This is a genomic window from uncultured Fibrobacter sp. (assembly GCF_947166265.1).
Taxonomy (GTDB): domain Bacteria; phylum Fibrobacterota; class Fibrobacteria; order Fibrobacterales; family Fibrobacteraceae; genus Fibrobacter.
Genome location: NZ_CAMVDO010000002.1, coordinates 143,362 through 160,299, shown reverse-complemented (window position 1 = coordinate 160,299; position 16,938 = coordinate 143,362). Strand labels below are relative to the sequence as shown.

14 protein-coding genes are annotated in these 16,938 nt (G+C 50.5%); 12 read left to right on the top strand and 2 right to left on the bottom strand.

Annotation, left to right across the window (positions count from 1 at the left end; translation table 11 throughout):
* Positions 1-4 precede the first annotated feature (4 nt).
* From Q0W37_RS01910 to Q0W37_RS01880, 7 genes are all read left to right on the top strand, one after another.
* Positions 5-2,203 carry a hypothetical protein gene (locus tag Q0W37_RS01910; protein WP_297698236.1) on the top strand — a complete coding sequence of 733 codons (2,199 nt, stop codon included), beginning with the start codon at positions 5-7 and terminating at the stop codon, positions 2,201-2,203.
* A gap of 9 nt (positions 2,204-2,212) precedes the next feature.
* The gene (locus Q0W37_RS01905; RefSeq protein ID WP_297698234.1) at positions 2,213-3,295 is read left to right on the top strand and encodes a hypothetical protein; all 1,083 of its coding nucleotides are present in this window, start codon (positions 2,213-2,215) and stop codon (positions 3,293-3,295) included.
* A gap of 11 nt (positions 3,296-3,306) precedes the next feature.
* Positions 3,307-4,353: a glycoside hydrolase family 18 protein gene (locus Q0W37_RS01900; RefSeq protein ID WP_297698232.1), complete on the top strand. Its 1,047-nt coding sequence runs from the start codon at positions 3,307-3,309 to the stop codon at positions 4,351-4,353.
* 119 nt (positions 4,354-4,472) lie between these two features.
* Positions 4,473-5,504 carry a T9SS type A sorting domain-containing protein gene (locus tag Q0W37_RS01895; protein WP_297698230.1) on the top strand — a complete coding sequence of 344 codons (1,032 nt, stop codon included), beginning with the start codon at positions 4,473-4,475 and terminating at the stop codon, positions 5,502-5,504.
* A gap of 101 nt (positions 5,505-5,605) precedes the next feature.
* Entirely contained in the window at positions 5,606-7,066 is a 1,461-nt protein-coding gene (locus Q0W37_RS01890) for a glycosyl hydrolase family 8 (protein ID WP_297698228.1), read from the top strand.
* Positions 7,067-7,241: 175 nt separating this feature from the next.
* On the top strand, positions 7,242-9,452 hold the full coding sequence (locus tag Q0W37_RS01885) for a cellulase family glycosylhydrolase (protein ID WP_297698226.1): 2,211 nt from the start codon (positions 7,242-7,244) through the stop codon (positions 9,450-9,452).
* Positions 9,452-11,371: a glycosyl hydrolase family 8 gene (locus Q0W37_RS01880; protein ID WP_297698224.1), complete on the top strand. Its 1,920-nt coding sequence runs from the start codon at positions 9,452-9,454 to the stop codon at positions 11,369-11,371. Before Q0W37_RS01885 ends, Q0W37_RS01880 begins: the two co-directional genes overlap by 1 nt.
* Positions 11,372-11,463: 92 nt before the next feature.
* On the opposite strand, the gene Q0W37_RS01875 is transcribed toward Q0W37_RS01880, so the two are convergent.
* The gene (locus Q0W37_RS01875) at positions 11,464-12,528 is read right to left on the bottom strand and encodes a histidine phosphatase family protein (RefSeq protein ID WP_297698222.1); all 1,065 of its coding nucleotides are present in this window, start codon (positions 12,526-12,528) and stop codon (positions 11,464-11,466) included.
* Positions 12,529-12,666: 138 nt separating this feature from the next.
* On the opposite strand from Q0W37_RS01875, the gene Q0W37_RS01870 reads away from it, so the two are divergent.
* The 3 genes from Q0W37_RS01870 (at position 12,667) to Q0W37_RS01860 (ending at position 15,191) form a co-directional block, all read left to right on the top strand.
* The gene (locus tag Q0W37_RS01870) at positions 12,667-13,659 is read left to right on the top strand and encodes a BatD family protein (RefSeq protein WP_297698220.1); all 993 of its coding nucleotides are present in this window, start codon (positions 12,667-12,669) and stop codon (positions 13,657-13,659) included.
* Positions 13,660-13,750: 91 nt separating this feature from the next.
* The gene (locus Q0W37_RS01865) at positions 13,751-14,746 is read left to right on the top strand and encodes a hypothetical protein (protein WP_297698218.1); all 996 of its coding nucleotides are present in this window, start codon (positions 13,751-13,753) and stop codon (positions 14,744-14,746) included.
* 4 nt (positions 14,747-14,750) lie between these two features.
* Complete coding sequence (locus Q0W37_RS01860) at positions 14,751-15,191, top strand: GNAT family N-acetyltransferase (RefSeq protein WP_297698217.1); 441 nt, start codon at positions 14,751-14,753, stop codon at positions 15,189-15,191.
* Between the two features lie 2 nt (positions 15,192-15,193).
* On the opposite strand, the gene Q0W37_RS01855 is transcribed toward Q0W37_RS01860, so the two are convergent.
* A complete protein-coding gene (locus Q0W37_RS01855; RefSeq protein ID WP_297698215.1) occupies positions 15,194-15,526 on the bottom strand; it encodes a multidrug efflux SMR transporter in 333 nt (110 codons plus the stop codon).
* 111 nt (positions 15,527-15,637) lie between these two features.
* Between Q0W37_RS01855 and Q0W37_RS01850 the strand changes: the two genes are divergently transcribed.
* The gene (locus Q0W37_RS01850) at positions 15,638-15,961 is read left to right on the top strand and encodes a TfoX/Sxy family protein (RefSeq protein WP_297698213.1); all 324 of its coding nucleotides are present in this window, start codon (positions 15,638-15,640) and stop codon (positions 15,959-15,961) included.
* 156 nt (positions 15,962-16,117) lie between these two features.
* Positions 16,118-16,894, top strand: coding sequence for a hypothetical protein (locus Q0W37_RS01845; protein ID WP_297698211.1), 777 nt, complete (start codon positions 16,118-16,120; stop codon positions 16,892-16,894).
* Positions 16,895-16,938 lie beyond the last annotated feature (44 nt).

Sequence of the window (16,938 nt, the reverse complement as noted above, 5' to 3'; positions counted from 1 at the left end):
CAAGATGAAATGGTATAACGATATGTTTAAGATGACTTCCAGAATCTCGCTTCTCCTTTGCGGAGCTGTGGCATTTGCAAGCGCTGCGGACTCCACCCTGGTTGAAAAGCAGAAAAACCTTGCAGGAACGCTCGATTCTCTCAATAGTTCTGTGATGGGACTTCGTCTGGGTGGAACAGCCAAGGCAGGCGTCCTTTCTTCCAAGTTGAGTTCCGACCAGCTGCTCGATCAGCAGGATTACCGTGAAAACCAGGCCTACACCGACGTAAACCTGGTGGTTCGCGCCCGTCCGAGCGAAGAAACCGAGGCAAAGGTCGAACTTCGCCTGCATAAGGACTGGCAGGAAGCCTACGAAGAACCGATCAACCCGGTGATTGGTCACTGGTTCAGCTACGATGGCAAGATTCTTGACAAGCACGTCGATTTCAATTTGGGCTATATGCGTGTCGGTTACACTCCGCTCACGATTTATGTTCCCCAGACCGAAATCCTGCAGGAACCGGAAATCTTTGCCGCAAAGCGTAGCGAAGCGCTTGCCCTGCGTTCCCTGGACACATCTTCTAACCGCTTGCTGCAGGGCCTGAACTTCAGGTACAACAGCTTCGAAATGGGTCCCCTTTCCAACTTCTACGTGCAGATGACCGGAGCCCGTATCCGTAACATCGCCAAGAAGAACGACGAAGTGTTCTTTGACTTCGACTGGAGCGACCGCTACATGGCTGGCGCAAATGCCGGTGTCGAAGCTTTCGGCCTTACCTTGGGCGGTAACTACGTGTACACCTTCGACCGCGAAAAGAGCTCTCGTTCTCGCGATGACTCCCACATTCCGGCGATGTATTACGAAGACAACATGGTCTATTCTGGAATCTTGAATTTCGATTCCAAGGATATGGTCATGAATGGCGCCATTCACGCGGGTATCCAGTCTGAATTTGCTGGATCCAAGTGGACCTACACCGAAGATGCTTACTCTCAGGATACGATTGAAACTCTTAGCGTAAAGGGTATGGGCTACGAACGGTTCGATGAGAACGGCTACGTCCTCGACGATACGGGTGCTGTCGCCTACGATACGCTTTTCTACCTCATCAAGTCCAAGAAGACTGAATACAACTGGCACAAGGAAGAAATCGACGAACGCAAGGGGATTGCCTTCAACGTGTCTCCTTACGTGGCCGGTGAAATCGGAAGCATCAAGTTCGACCTCAAGGGTACCTACGTCAGTAACGATAAAGACTTCTGGTCCGAACAGGCTGCCTCCAGCTACTATGTGGGGAATACCACTATCCTGAATGGAGACGCGATTATCACGGGTTCGAACGAAGCCGTCCTGGAACGTTTCCGTTACGGAAGCCTCGAAAACATGTACTTCTCTATCTACAACACCAATGTGCTGCAGCAGCAGAACTTGATGAGCAAGAATGAAGGTACGGCGATTCTTGACCAGGGTAACGCTGAAGCGAAGAGGAAGGATTCCTACTATACCTTCGGCCGCCTGAACAACAACTACAAGCTGGGCCATTTCTACAAGAACGGCTACAAGGCTGTCGCCTACAAGTACATGGAATACCTGGCCGCTGCCGAATTCATTGATCCGTCCGTGAATATGGCGATGCCCATGGGGCTTGCAACCCCCGACCGTAAGGGTTTTTCCGTGAACGCAAATGTCGGCTGGAACGATGCCGTGACCCTGAACCTCCGCTTTTCCAAGTTCCTCCAGGAATCCAACGATGACGAATTCACGACCATTGGCGCAGGCCTTGGCTTTAACGCCGCTCCGCTCCTTGGCCTTGACCGTCGCCTGATTGTTCAGGGTTCTTACGAGGCTGGTGATGAAAGTGCCGGTGCAAAGCGCAAGACGTCGCGCGTTGTGGGTGGCCTCACGGCCGATGTCTGGGGTCCGTTCGCAGTTCTTGGTGGCGTGCAGATGCTCAAGAAGGAATTTGGCGATAACGGCCTTGCCCTGAACGAAACTGCAACGGTTATTGTGAAGGATGCTAGCGAAATGCTTGCCATGGGTGGCCTCCAGATTAAGCTTGGCGCAGGTGCCACGCTCGACCTGCAGGGTGGTCTCTTGACGAACAAGGTCAACTACTCGGCTAGCGTTGTAAGCGAAGAAAATCCCGAAGTTTCGACCATGGTTGATTCTGAATTGAGCTTGAACAAATTGTTGCTCATGGGCAACGTTACGGTTTTGTTCTAGGAGATGGATATGAAAACGAAATTTAAACTTGGTTTGGGTTTGGCCATGGCATTGGTGTTTGGCGCATGCTCTGCGGACAGCATCGATGCTCCCATTTCCGAAAACTGGCCCGATGACTTTTCCTTGACGGAATATTCCAAGGCGAATCCCGATCTGGCAAAGTACCAGGTGATTGCGGTCATTGCCGATTCTAACGAAGCCTATATGCAGGTTGTTCGCGAAAAGATGCTTGACTCTATGCTGATTGCTGCGGCAGAAAAGAAGGCTCCGGAACCCTTGACGGCATCGGATTCCAATAATGTGAAGATCAAGGTGAACAAGTACACGATTTCGATGAACGACAGTTCCGAAGTCGCAGTGTTCTTCGATGACGAAACCTCCGTCAAGACGCTCTTTACGCAGTATGCGGGGCTTTCCGAAGACCAGTGGCCGGGCCTTTCGGCATTCCGTAACGGTATGACCGACGAAGAAGGTAACATCAATATCGATGGCCAGCGTGCTGTGGAATATCGCACCGCCTTCAAGAATTACCACCGTTTCGGCTTTACGGCTACCCAGGACCTCGCTTTCATCAAGACGATCAAGATTGATTCGAGTCTTATCGAAAAGCAGTTCCTGTATGCCGGCCGCTACGAAGGTCGCCCTTACCGTATGTGCCGCGACACCGACTTCAAGAATCCCGCCGCCAAGACGAAGAAACTTGATGTAACGGTTGTGCCCGACTCGACAAAGAATAAGTGGACCTACACGTTCAAGGATACGGTGCTCCTTATCGAACCCGAAGAATCGGCTTGGAAGTTCTTGCTTTCGAATGGCGATACTTGCGTGTCCCAGATGACTTGTGGTAAAAAGATCGAAGAAGATCCTACCTTGAGCGTTACGGATACCATCAAGCCGCCTCCGACCGAAAAGCATGATTCCATCAAGGTGGATTCCACCCTTGTTCCCGGGAAAAAGACGATTATTGCGCCTCTCAGCCCGAACGCCGTGGCCCCTGCCGCAAACAAGGACCGTGTGTGGGATTTCTCGGCCGACCTGTATTGCAGGAACGAAGCTGATTGGGAAATTTATTTGATTGAAAATCCGCAGTGAGGTTTACCGTTATGAAAAAGATGTTTTTGCTTGCCATTGCAGCCCTCGTTGCCTGCGCCGTTGCCGCCCCATTCAGGGTGGTGGGTTACTTCCCTTACTGGGCACAGTATAGCCAGTTCTACCCGAAGGATGTCCGTTACCAGTTCGTGACGCATATCCATTATTCTTCTTTGGCTCCTGCCGAAGATGGCTCGATTGCGTTTGCCGACGAAAACGACGCTCCGCAGTTCGAAGAACTCGCAAAGAGTGCCGCCGAAAACAATGTTTCGCTGATTGCCTCGTTGGGTGGCTTTGAGGTGGAAGGAAACCTGAAGGCTATCGCCGAAGACGATTCCAAGCTTTCGACCTTCTGCGATGCCGCCTCTGAATGGGTCGAAAAGTACAACCTCGCCGGTGTCGAACTCGACTGGCAGAACGCCACCGCCGAAGATGCCGAAGCGATCAGCAAGATCGTGGGCGCCCTCAAGTCCAAGCTTTCTTCCAAGGAAGTTTCGGTACTCGCCTATGGCAATACTATGGATGCCTATTCCGACGCCTTGAACCAGGCGGACTACGTGGTGGTCATGGTGGGCGACCAGATGAGTGAATCTGAATCTTCGGTGAAGCCGAACCTGTCCAAGCAGGATATTGAAGGTGCCGTTGACGGCCTTACCGGCAAGGGTGTCTCCAAGGACAAGATTATTCCGGTCGTTCCCCTTTACGGTAAGTCCTTTGCCGGTGCCTCTGGCCTAGGTTCTTCTCACCAGGGAATCGGTAGCGGAAACGAAGGATTCCTGTCGTACAAGGAACTCATGAAAAAGTTCGAAGCCCCTGACTACAAGGTTTCCTTTGACGAATCTTCTGCATCCGAAGTGGCGGTAAGCGATGCTGAAACGATCGTGTTCACCGGGATTCCCTCGATGAAGGCGATTTGTGGCATGGTAAAGGACGATGGCATGGCGGGAGTCGCCGTTTACGACTTGAGCCAGGACCACAACGAAAACATCGTTTCGCTGATGGTGACGATCGGCTTGCAGCTCCGTCCGGACGTGGATTACTCCGTAAAAAAGAAGAAATAGTGTAAAATATCACATACATTCGTGAATTTACATTATTAACCCTTCTTTTTTAAAAAAAAGAATATATATTTTAACCCAAACCCGTTTTCCAATGTTGGAAAACAAAAGAGAGAGATACTATGAAAAAGAAAATCTTTGCAACAGCAATCGCGTCCGTTGCTTCCCTCGCAATGGCACAGACTGTCAATACGTCGCTTTGGTTCGACGGTTCTGACCAGCAGGTCGCCACTGGTGGTGACTGCGTTTACGATTACACCGACTGCCCCACCACCACGATGGGTTACTGGTACGACTACGATGACCGTAAGAACGACCATGGTGGTTCCTATGCCATGTATCCGTTCGACACCACGGGTTACTATGGCTCCATGATCGCTCCGGAAATCGAAAACCTCGGTTACGTTGTGATTCAGTTCCACCTGGAAGACCCGACCACGACCGGTCAGACTGCTGAATATCCGTACAACTTCGTCGGTTTCGGCTTCAATGTTGTGAACGGCGCCAAGGATCCTCTGGACCTCACCGCTGCCGGTGGTATTTGCGCAACCTATACCTCTGACATCAACGTTACCCTCGAAATTGCAGAAGCTACCTCTGGTGACGCATCCTGCTTTGTGACCCTCAAGGCTTCTCCGACTCCGACGACTGTTAGCTCCAAGATTGCTGACTTCAAGCAGCCGAGCTGGGTTGACGCTAAAAACAAGCTTGGTTCCTGTGCTGAAGCCTTCGCTGCCGCTCAGTCTGTGAAGTTCAAGCTCGACGGTGGTGCTTCCGCTGCTGACGGTAAGCTCCGTATCTTCGAAGTTGGTCCTGATGGTACCTGTAAGGGTGGCAAGTCCGTTGCTGCTACCGAACCTTCTTCCTTCTCTTGCAAGGCTGACGGTGATGGTCATGCTGCTTGCGGCGATGCTCCGATCAGCATCAAGGCTGCTGCCGCTGCCGGTAGTGTCAAGGCTACGCTCTCTGGCCGTACCCTTTCGTTCAATGGCATCAACGATGGCATGTTCGAAATCGTGAGCCTCCAGGGCCAGGTTGTGAAGAGCGGCAAGGTCGCTTCTTCCATCAGCCTCTCCAGCCTCGATGCAGGTGTCTACATGGTCCGTGTGTCCGGCAAGTCCGTCCACATGAGCCAGAAGATTCTCGTGAAGTAATCTTCCTCACAGATTTCTCAAAAAAAGGGGATTCCGGTTAGACGGAATCCCTTTTTTTATATATATTAGAGAAAAATTTTCAACCCCAATAAAGAGGCTTTATGCGCTTTCAACATTTCCTGTTGGCCATGCCGCTGGCTTTTGGCTTGTTCGCTTGCGGAAGTGACGATTCTTCTTCCGCAGCTTCGGATGAACCGGTAGACCTGTCTTCGGCGTCCGATGTTCCGCCCAATCCCGATGTTCCGGGCGTATCTTCTGCTTCGGAAGGTGGCGATCCGAACCCCAATCCGGACCTCAATTCTTCTGCTTCGGGTGGTACTCCTTCGGCAGTGTCCTTGGCTCCTACTGCCAATATGGCTAGTGCAAAGGCTTTGTATGCAACGTGGAAATCCCGCTGGATTATCACCTTGCAAGAAGAAAAGGCCGGTGGTTCTACCCTGAACTACGCCATGTACGAAGATGACCTTGCCAAGAGCACTCTTACAACAACGATGGGTTCCCAGGCGACTACGAACCCTGCGCGTGTGATCTGGGATGGCGGAAACAAGAACCAGTGCGCGCTTGAAGGGTTGACGACCTGGAAGGGCGGTCCCATTACGGCTGCGCTTACGAACAAGATTGGCTGTTCCGTGTCCGAAGGTATTGGCTACGGTATGCTTATTGCCTATTTCCATGACGACCAGGAACTGTACAACCAGCTGTGGGCCTACAACATTATCGCCCGTGGCTACAACATCAGTAAACTGATGCCGTGGGAACTCCTGTCGTTCAGCTCTACGGTTTCGACGGCTGCGGCCCTCGATGCCGACCTTGACGTGGCCGCATCTCTGATTCTGGCCTACAGAAAGTGGGGCGACGCGCATTACCTGGAAGATGCCAAGGTCTTGTTGACGGCTATCAAGAACAAGGGCATTAACCCTGCTAACAACTTGATCCGTCCGGGTGATACCTGGGCGAACAAGGATGTCTATAACTTGAGCTATTTCTCTCCGGCAGCGCTCCGTATGTTTGCGGAAGTGCAACCTGAAGGTGGCTGGGCTGACATCCTCAATGCAAATTACCTCTATATGAAAAACATCCAGGCTGCTGGAGCTGTTCCCCTCTTCCCGGACTGGTCGAATGCGGCTGGTGAACCGGTTGATCCCAGGAATGGTTCTGCTGCAAATACCTACATGCTGTTTGACAAGGAATCGGTCCGTGTGCCGTGGCGTATTGCGTGGGACTACTACTGGAACCAGAGCCCCGAGTCTAGCGAGATTCTGACCAAGATGGCTGACTTCATTTCGACTGCTACTTCGAACACTCCGGCTTCCTTGCCGAAAACGTCTTACAACTATAGCACGGGTGCTCTTTCGGAAAGCCAGACGGCTGGCGAACACTACATTGGTGCGTACTGCCTGATGGGCCTTGGTGTAAATCCGACATGGTACAACGCCTGCTTTGACTACTTCACGGCGTCCGTCAATGCGTACCAGGCCGTGGGCTATACGGGTACCTACTTCAAGGAAATCCTGACGCTCATGTACAGCACCTTGATGAATGGCGGATTTGTTAAAATTTAGTAGCTTTTTCGGGGCATATCGCCCCGTCTAAGTGTGAATTTCTTCACAGGCCTTTGAAAAAAGGCCTTTTTGTCTACCTATGTAAACAAAGAATTTCGGAAAAAATGGTGTGAATTGGGGTTACTAATATTATCTTTGTAATCGGGTGTGGATTGCAAAAACGAGAGAGAGTAATATGAAGAAATTTCTATCGATAGCAATGCTTGCTTGTGCTGTGTCGTTTGCTCAGGCAGCGGTCGACGCAAAACCTCAGCGACTGGGACCGGTTTCGGTTTATGGTACGTTGGGGGCAAGCGGCAAACAAATTGTAAGCCTGAAAACTGGCCAGCAGGTGATGCTGCGTGGTATGAGCCTTTTCTGGTCCGATGCCACGGGTACGCCGTACTACAATTCCGAAGTGATTAGCTGGGCTGCCGATAGGCTTGGCATCGACGTTTTCCGCTTTGCAATGGGTATCCATTGCTATAACAGTAACGGTGGCGGATGTCAGGATGGTACCGAAAATGCGATTAACGCGTCGAACTCCTATTTTGGCAACCCGACCGGTAAGGAAGCGCAGCTTGACAACATGGTCAAGGCCGCTATCGCCAACGATATCTACATCATTGTGGACTGGCACAGCCATAACGCCGAAAACGAAACGGCAAAGGCGACGGATTTCTTTGGCCGCATGGCGGCGAAGTACAAGGATGTCCCGAACATTATTTGGGAAGTCTATAACGAACCGGTAGGTACCGGAGCTGACCAAATCGCAAGCTATGCTAATACCGTGATTTCTGCCATTAGAAACAGCGGCTCGGAAAACTTGGCGCTGGTCGGTACGCCCAACTGGTCGCAGATGGGCAACGGTAGCTGTGGCAAGGTGAACCTGAAAAACGTTGGTTATGTTTTCCACTTCTATGCGGCATCGCATCCGCTGTCTCAGTTCAAGAGCAATATTGAAAGCTGCAGCGGTCCTGTCTTTATTACGGAATGGGGTACCACCGAAGCAAGCGGTGCGGGGTCTGTCAGTTCTGGCAACACGAACGAATGGACTAGCTACATGGATTCCAAGAACATCCCGAACTGCAACTGGTCCTTGCGCCACGAAACGGTTGGTGGAAAGAAGGAAGCTTCTGCCATGTTCTCCGGTTCCACGGTGCTTAACTCCAAGTCTGCCCTGGATGCTGCCTCTTATACGACTTCTGGAAGCCTCGTGAAGGCTTACTTGACAAAGCACAAGAACGACAGAAATTGGGCTGAATTGCTGGTTGCGGGTAAGAATACAGGCTCCTGCGCCTTTAAGGCCGTGACGGCAAGCGAATTGGATGGCTCGGTCACGGGCAAGGTTAGCTCTTCTTGTACCTATACTTCTAGCGATCCTACAGTTGCAACAATCGAAGCGGGTACCGTTAATATCAAGGGTCCGGGTTACGCCGTGATGACGGGTAACGACAATTCCCAGTCGGTTGTTGTGATTACCGCTGTTCCGAGCCAGACCTTTGGACAGACGGATGTCGTTTGTCGCATTGGCGGTGGCGGAAGTTGCTCGAACTATTCGGGACAGGCTGCTTCTACCAAACTGGAATACCTGATGAAGGTGTCTAGGAAGACGATCGAAGGTGCCGAAATTAATTACGAATCTGACAATCCGGATGTTGTTTCCGTGGCAAAGGCCACTTGCTCCAGCAACGAATGTTATGGCGACAACAAGAATCAGCAGGTCTGGATTGCAACCTTCAAGTCCCTGGGTACGGCCCATATTCATGCAACGGCAAAGGCTATTGCTGGTTTCCGCGCTATCGATACGACGCTTACCTTCTCGCTTAAGAAAGCTGAACAGGGGCTTGATCCGAAATACTTTGGGAATAAGACTGTCGAGAAGAATTCTACAACGCAGATGTTTACGCTCAAGGCTCGTGGTGGGGCTATTCCCACTTACACTATTCTCCCTGAGGGCTATGCCACCCAGCAGGATGACAAACTTGTTGCTGGTGACAAGGATGCGACTATCATTATCAAGGGTGAAGTTCCCGAAACGGAACAGTACGAAGGCTTTGTTGGTTACATTACTGTGACCATTGGGGCTGGCAATGCTGAAACGGAAGCCCAGGCGAAGAAGGCATTTGGTCTTGATGGTACTGACTATATCGTTCCGCAGACCCGCAAGAACCTTGCTACGAACGCCTATATGCGTGGTAACCAGCTTGTGGTGGATGTGAAACGTTCCGGGTTCGTGAACATTCAGGTGCTTGATGTGGCCGGTCGCAATATTGCCCGTAACGCATCTCGCTATATGTCTGCCGGTACGAATACGGTTGACTTCTCCAATGTGCCGAAGGGCCTTTACATTGTAACGGTTAAGAGTTCTTCGGCGATGAAGACCATTCGTTGGGGGAATAAGTAATGAAACGCTTGATTTTTGCAGGCCTTTTGGCCGCCTCGACAATTTCTATGGCTGCGGTAAAGTTCCCTTATCCGCAGGCACAAACTTATCCGTATGCCAAGAACATTGTAGAATACGTGAATTGTGCTGGGCAGAATGCTTCTACGGAATTGTTGAAACATTTTGAAACGTACATGAAAGATTTCTACGAAGAAAGTGGAGATCAGGCCCGTATCAAGTTCGATACCAGAAGCGTGACCGTGTCCGAAGGTATCGGCTATGGCATGATTCTTTGCGTATACTTCAGTAACAACACCAAGAGCTACCAGAGTCAGTTTGACAAGCTCTGGAAATACTACCAGTCCCATTCGCGTAATGGCATCATGGACTGGAAAATCAGTGGCTTTGGTGGCGCTGAGGGTACTGGTGGTGCAACCGATGCCGAAGAAGATGTGGCCTTTGCCTTGGCTATGGCCTACCATCAGTTTGGTGACACTAAGTACAAGACGGCTGCTGCGACTCTGATTGCGAATATGCGTCAGCAGGAATTCGCGAGCGATGGTCGCCATAAGGTGGGTAACCAGTGGGATCCGTATCTGAACCCGAGTTACGTGAGCCCAGCTGCCTATGAAATCTTCAAGGAGCTTGACGATGCAAGCTTCTGGAGCAAGGCTATTTCGACCAACTACAATATCCTCCTTGGAAACCGTAACTCTAGCACGGGTATTCCTTCGGGCTGGGCTAACATGAGTTCGCCTTATGGTCCGATTACGGGTAACAACGGCTACAACTTTGCCGGTTACGACTACGATGCAGTGCGTGCCCCGTGGCGTTGGGCCTGGAGCTATGCCTGGTATGGACACTCCCAGGCGAAGGACTTGTCTGAAAAGCTTGCTAGCTGGGTGAACACTAAGCCCTTTGGCCAGCTTTACATCAACATGAAGACGGATGGAACTGCGAATATGCAGGGAGAACCCTGTAAATCTAACGGTTGTAAGGCCAATGGTTCTTCCATCGGTTCTCTGAGTTCCGTGCTGATTATTGATGAAAAGTACAGTGACAAGCTTCGTACGAACTACAGTGCGTTGATGTCGCAGCAGCCGGGATATTTCCACTCCAGCCTGCGTCTGTTGACCGGTCTTTTGATGTCGGGAAACATGGTGAATTTTGCCGACCCCAAGCTACAGCCTTCTACTCCGCAGGAAATTGTGATTCCGGATTCGTGCAATGCGGTTATTGAATACCACAAGAATTCGGGCGCTTATGGCTGGAATTCCATTACGGCAGAACTTGAAAATGAATCTCAGTCGGGTGTTCACATCGGTAAGGTGATTCCGCAGGGCGACCACCGCGAAATAAGCCGCAACATTAGCGGGCTCACTCCGGGGGCAACCTACAAGCTTTCGTTCAAGGCGATTCAGACGCATCCGACGGCTACAACGGCGAATACGCTCCTTTGGCTCACGTACGGACTTTATGCCGACGCTCTTGACGATACCAAGAAGTATTGCGGTGCCGCGAAAAAGCTGAGCTATACCGATGAACTCACCATCGAATGTGAATTCACCGCGAACAGCGCCGAATTGATCTATTACCTGTCCTTGAACCTGATGGACAATCCGCAGGTTGATATTTCTGGCCTGTCGCTGAAGGGCCCCGACGGTAAGGACCTGATTGAAGAACAGGCACAGGGACTGGTGAGCGTTTCTGCTCCGGCAGGCAAGCTGAGCGTGAACGTTGAAGGTCGTTTCTTGCAGATTCAGCTCCCGAATGCGGATCTTGCCCGTGTGACCGTGATGGACATGCAGGGTAGGGTTGTCTCTAACTTCAGCATGAAGAATGCTGAACAGGTTCCGCTGAACCTGCGCCAGGGCAACTACATGCTCCGCGTGAAGCAGGGCGCAAGCAACTGGGTGCGCACCATTCGCATCGCTGAATAAAAACTAAAGTCTCTCGTTTAAGGAAGCCCCCGACCAAGGTCGGGGGCTTCCTCTATGCGAAATACGTTGAATGATTTATTCGGTTGTCGTACTTACTTTTTGTTCAACATGTTGCCCGAAACAGGCACGTATTTACGGGTTCCGTCTGCTTTTACGATAATGGCGATTCCTTCGAGGTATTGTATCCAGCGGCAGTCGGTGCAATTTTCGGTCGTTATAGCGTGTTTACGCAACACCTTGGTTTCTTTGTTGGTACAGTAAGCGATGAAAGGCCCGAGAAACATGTCATGGCTGATAAAGATGTTCACGCGTTTTTCGGTGGACATTCTCGGGAGAATGGCCTGGGTAATAATCTGGACGCCGGTCTTTTCAAAATCGTTGAAGGCTTCGGTGTATTTTCCGTCGTATGCCCATTCCGAATACATATAGGCTTCGTCGATGTAGCCTGCTTCGGTCATGAGTGCCTTGAACTTTTCTTCGTCAGCAACGAAGGTGCTTGCGACAAGTTCCGGGAGAACGATCGGTTCGGGGAATTCCTGACCGCGGCCTTCCGAAATGTACTGTGCGGTTGCACGGGTGCGGACAAAATTGGTGGAACCGTAGGCGAAATCTTCATCGGATACGAGGTAGGTGCCGAGCGTCTTTGACTGTTCTATCCCTTTTTCGGTCAGCTGCGATTCGACGCCGGTGCTCTTTTCGCGCTGGGCATGGCGAATGACAAATGCCACCTTGTCGGTTGGGTCGAGGTTCTTGTATACGGTAGGCAGGTCCTGGAAATCGGCCGTGGCGGAATTTGCGGTGTAGATGCGTTCCTCGGCAATTTCTTCTTCGGTGGGTTCACGAAGGAACTTGGAGGTGCTGCTAGCCGGGGCGTCGGCTATGGAAGAACTGGATTCCACGATGCCTGGGTCGGCTTGTTCGGCAGAACTGGACTGATCGACCGGCGTGGTTTCCGAAGACGTCTCTACGGAGCTTTCGCTGGAAAGCGGCGGATTGTCGGGGGTGTTCGTAGAATCGGATACCGTTGCCGACGAACCGGGAACAGGTTCTACGTTTTCGGAATTGGGGGAAGAACTGCTGTCGTTGCCACAGGCGAAAAATACAGAGATAGATGCTGCGGTGATGTAGGGCAGTATTCGGTTCTTGGAAAATTTCATATAGAGAGTGCTCCGGATACAGAAATTATATTAGTCGTTAATATAATAAATTGAAAACGAATATTTGAAAGGTTTATTTTATTTAGCATATTGACGTAGAATAGAAATGGAGGATGGCAATTTGGTATATTTTGGGGTATGGAAAATGATTCTTTGAATGAAAACGTCATGGCGAACGGAGCGAAGCAATCTCTAGATGTTGATTCCAGCGTTATCTCTGCACCGGAAATTGAGTTGCCGTCGCCCGAGCAACTCGGAATTTCGATTGTCTCCGGGCCGGAGGGCGGAATGCCTGCGGTTACGGTGGGCGATACGTTTGATTTTCCTGTAACGGTCAGCTGGAGTGTTCAGGGGAGTGCGCTTTTGGTGGTGCCGACGGGTTCTGCGAATGCGAAGGGACTTACGCAAGTGGGAATGTCGCAGGAATCGGCGCGTTCCGTAAAGGACGGCAAGGAAATCGCCTCGATTACTTTCACCTACAAGATTGTGGCCGAAGATACGGGGGCGCTGAATGTGCCTGCAATGCGTTTTGAAATTCCGACCCAGGTGGGGCGCCCGCTAGACTTGCGTAGCGAAAGCATCGCGGTGCGTGTAAACGAGCCGTTCAATCCGCTTCCGATTGCGGTGGGGCTTGTGGTTGCCGTATGTGTACTTTTGGCGGGACTGTGGCGTGCAAAGCGCCGAGCCTCGACACGGGCTGCAGTGGCGGCAAGAAATGCCGCTCAAGAGGCGCTGCGCGAAAAAATGCTGGTGCTCAAGCAGCGAGTGAATTCTGCCGACAGTCGCGAATGGCTCCTGGAACTCGAAAGCATTTGCAAGGAATATGTCGCCGGCAAGGTCCCTGAGCTTGCCGAAGGGCCCGCAGGAAAATCCGCTGGATATGCGCCCGCTGAAAAAGATTCCGCCGGCAAGGTCCCTGAGCCTGTCGAAGGGCCTGCCGCAAAGAAAGTATCCGCCGCCTCCGCGGTCAATTTGGACGCTATGGTAAAAGAGGGTAAACTCGAAGGCTGGGAGGCTCTTGTTGAGGAATTCGCCCATGCCCGCTACGGCGGCGGCATACGCGATGGCTTCGAAAACAAGGAAACCTGGAAAGCGGCTATGAGTCTGATGGGTCTATCCGAAGACGAATAGAACCTGGGGACCTGAGGAAGTTTGTTCGGAAAATGGATGTTGACGGGTTATTCCTTTTTTATTATGTTATCAAAAAAATAGGAGACCTATTATGAGAACAAAACTTCTTGCCACCGCCATTGCCATGTCCTTTGCCATGGTTGCTTGCGAAAGTTCAACGTCTGCCAGTTCCGATACCCCCGTGTCAAGTGCGGGCGAAACAACCCTTAGCTCTAGCGCAGGGACTCTTAGCTCGGCTGGTGAAGCCGATAACGGCTTGAGTTCGAGTTCTTCTAAAGTCCGTAACTTTGACGATGATCCGCCGGTGGGTTCTAGCGAAAGTAACTCCGGAGAAAAGGATGTTAATTCCAGTGCGAGCACTCCGGTTGAAAGTGCGGTACTTACCTCGGAACAGATGATGATGCTTAAGGCCCTTGAAGAAAAACTGGGCGATGCGGACCCTAGCTTCGAGATAGAGAAAAGTTGCCAGACGGGCGCTGTCAAGACGGTTACCGTATTGGAACAGGAAGTCACGTTTACCTGTATAGACGAAGACTGGATTCCCACTTCGGGGCTTGACAAGGTGTATGCGTTGATTCCGGATGAAGTTTTGCAACCGGAACTTGATAAACTTGGAATCACTCGCGACGAGTTGATGGTCTTTATCGATTTGTTGTCGAAACTGGATCCTTCCAAGAATTCCCTTGACGTTTTGTGCGAAGGCGAACCGGATGGCGATTACTGGGAACTTGCGGGAACGGGCATCTTCAACGGGCTTGAAACCGCCATTAGAGAAAATCTTACCTTTGATGGAAGTGGTTTCACCGTGAATAGAAGAATGTCGATGGAAATAGGGAGTGTGTCTGGATGTAACACCATGCTTGCTTTGGCTGAAGGAGATGAAGAATTTGATGATGATGCTGATATTTATGGGACTATTGTTCGTTCTAAATATCGGTGCGACGGTGGTGCGCTTGTGTATGAGGAACAGACTCGCAGGGAAAACGTGACACAAACTGATCGTGCGGAAGTTTATGCCGATATGATTGGTAAGTGCAAGGCCTATCTTGCCGGTGAAATTACCTTCGAAGAAATGATGTCTGAATAAAGGTATGGATATCATCCGCGTTACAAAGGAATGTGAACGGGCGGGAGCCTATTACGTGCGCATCGCCGCAATGATGCGTAAATACCAGATTCCGCTTGAAGCCGAAGTCGATGCGCATGATGGCGAAAACTGCCATTACATTCTTGCTCTGGATGATATTTACCCGGTTGCCACGTGCCGTTGGTTCGAGGTAGGCGATACCGTCGACGGTGTTGCCGAAATCGGACGCGTCGTAGTGCTACCGGAATACCGCGGAAAGCATCTAGGCCAGGCTGTCGTTGCCGAAGCTGAAAAGTGGATGCGCGAGGCAGGAATCAGGAAGGCTTGCATCTCTAGCCGCATGGGCCTTGAAGGCTTCTACGAAAAAATGGGTTACCGTTTAAATGCAAACGGTAAGGCCCATCATGACACGTTTGAGTGCGTGTATATGGAAAAGGTTCTGTGAACCTAGTGGATGTCCATCTTCGAAAATAGATTCAGTACGGCAACTCCTGAGATAATTAGGATAAGCCCAATGATGGCGCCTAAGTCCGGCATCTGCTTGAAAAAGAAGATGCCGCTTATTGTTATAAGCGCGATGCCGAGCGCCGACCAGGTAGCGTACGCGATGCCGATGGGGATGGTGCGCAGGCATAGACTCAACAGGTAGAGCGATGCCACGTAGCAGACAAGCGAGGCGATGGAAGGAACGAGTTTGGTAAACTGTTCCGACATCTTGAGGAATGTAGTGCCGGCAGCTTCTGCGACAATGGCGAGTAACAGGAATAGATAATTGAGCATGGGAATAATATACAAAATTAATTTGTATATTATGAAAACCATCGTTGCGAGGCACAAGGTCCCTGAGTTTGTCGAAGGGAGGGGCCGAAGCAATCTATTGAGGATTTTTATATGCCGAGTACTGAAAAATTCCGTGATTACGTTTTGCAGCAGTTCAAGGGCGAACTGCGCGTGACGACCCGCAAGATGATGGGCGAGTATATTCTGTATGCCGACGGAAAAATCTTCGGCGGAATCTACGACGACCGCCTGCTGGTAAAGCCCGTGCCTGCGGCCTTGGAGATGCTCCCCGGCGCAAAAAAACAGTTGCCCTACGACGGTGCAAAGCCTATGCTCCGCGTGACTGACGAACAGATTGAAGATGGCAAATTTTTGGCGAAGCTTCTGGATGCCATGTTGCCGGAACTACCTGCACCAAAAGCGAAGAAGAAATAAACGATGGCTTGCGCAGTGCTATTCTCTACACTTTACTAGTCATGCCTGTGGGCATCTCTTTTTCTGATGCAAAGTTGTCTATTTTATTTGATAAAGTTTGCAAATTGGCAGATGGAATGAATCCGGGTTTTGCCTGGATATTCTATTTTGTAGATAATGGCTCGCGGAATTTTGTGGATTATCTTGGCGGTGTGCACCCTGCTCTTGGTGGGGTGCAGTGTTGCCATTATACGCCCTCCGTCTGCGGCTTCATTTATGGAAAAAAGTGAAGATGCTTTTGTGAAAGACATTTCTGCTTCTGCGTATTGGGGAGATTTGACTCTTGTAGAAGAACATGTTGCGAAAGGGGTTAAGACACTAGAGCATTCTGATGAATGGTATAAAGATCATTATTATGCAACTCGTGAAGAATGGCCGTTTGATTTTAAATTTTCTCTTCAAAAAAGCATGGGATATTTCAAGTACGGATTCGGTTTTGATTTTGTGACGCCCTATGTGCAGGCGGGACTTGTAACGGATTATTTTGGTGTGATGGGGTGGAGCAACCTATGGGTGTGGCAATTGGAAAAAGTAGAACACAAGTATTTCCAATGGGGTGGTGGTATATCGCTTATAGAACAGTTGCCGATAGGGGATAATTTCCGTATAGGTTTGACTCAGCATTTGTCTAGGAATGGTCGTGAAGCGATGGCTATAGAAGAGTCGGCTTCGATGCTTAATGTCGGCCCCTCGGCTCCAATTTTTTACGATGAAATGGGATGTGGAACGTATATATCCTTCATTCCGTATTATGTCACAAGGGTTAGTCTTGAATTTCGATATGGTAGAGATTTGACGTATAAACGCGGGTACTATAGTTACAATCCTGAAAAACAGGAAAAGATTTCTGATGTTGATAGATATTCTTTGACCATCAGTTTCTTTGGATGGTAGAAAGCGGGGGTGTTAGGGGGTGTCCCCCTAGGTGTGGGGGTGGT

What these genes read in the sequence shown, in the direction of transcription:
- Q0W37_RS01910 (WP_297698236.1), top strand. Translation starts at nt 5, where the DNA reads ATGAAATGGTATAACGATATGTTTAAGATGACTTCCAGAATCTCGCTT.
- Q0W37_RS01905 (WP_297698234.1), top strand. Translation starts at nt 2,213, where the DNA reads ATGAAAACGAAATTTAAACTTGGTTTGGGTTTGGCCATGGCATTGGTG.
- Q0W37_RS01900 (WP_297698232.1), top strand. Translation starts at nt 3,307, where the DNA reads ATGAAAAAGATGTTTTTGCTTGCCATTGCAGCCCTCGTTGCCTGCGCC.
- Q0W37_RS01895 (WP_297698230.1), top strand. Translation starts at nt 4,473, where the DNA reads ATGAAAAAGAAAATCTTTGCAACAGCAATCGCGTCCGTTGCTTCCCTC.
- Q0W37_RS01890 (WP_297698228.1), top strand. Translation starts at nt 5,606, where the DNA reads ATGCGCTTTCAACATTTCCTGTTGGCCATGCCGCTGGCTTTTGGCTTG.
- Q0W37_RS01885 (WP_297698226.1), top strand. Translation starts at nt 7,242, where the DNA reads ATGAAGAAATTTCTATCGATAGCAATGCTTGCTTGTGCTGTGTCGTTT.
- Q0W37_RS01880 (WP_297698224.1), top strand. Translation starts at nt 9,452, where the DNA reads ATGAAACGCTTGATTTTTGCAGGCCTTTTGGCCGCCTCGACAATTTCT.
- Q0W37_RS01875 (WP_297698222.1), bottom strand. Translation starts at nt 12,528, where the DNA reads ATGAAATTTTCCAAGAACCGAATACTGCCCTACATCACCGCAGCATCT.
- Q0W37_RS01870 (WP_297698220.1), top strand. Translation starts at nt 12,667, where the DNA reads ATGGAAAATGATTCTTTGAATGAAAACGTCATGGCGAACGGAGCGAAG.
- Q0W37_RS01865 (WP_297698218.1), top strand. Translation starts at nt 13,751, where the DNA reads ATGAGAACAAAACTTCTTGCCACCGCCATTGCCATGTCCTTTGCCATG.
- Q0W37_RS01860 (WP_297698217.1), top strand. Translation starts at nt 14,751, where the DNA reads ATGGATATCATCCGCGTTACAAAGGAATGTGAACGGGCGGGAGCCTAT.
- Q0W37_RS01855 (WP_297698215.1), bottom strand. Translation starts at nt 15,526, where the DNA reads ATGCTCAATTATCTATTCCTGTTACTCGCCATTGTCGCAGAAGCTGCC.
- Q0W37_RS01850 (WP_297698213.1), top strand. Translation starts at nt 15,638, where the DNA reads ATGCCGAGTACTGAAAAATTCCGTGATTACGTTTTGCAGCAGTTCAAG.
- Q0W37_RS01845 (WP_297698211.1), top strand. Translation starts at nt 16,118, where the DNA reads ATGGCTCGCGGAATTTTGTGGATTATCTTGGCGGTGTGCACCCTGCTC.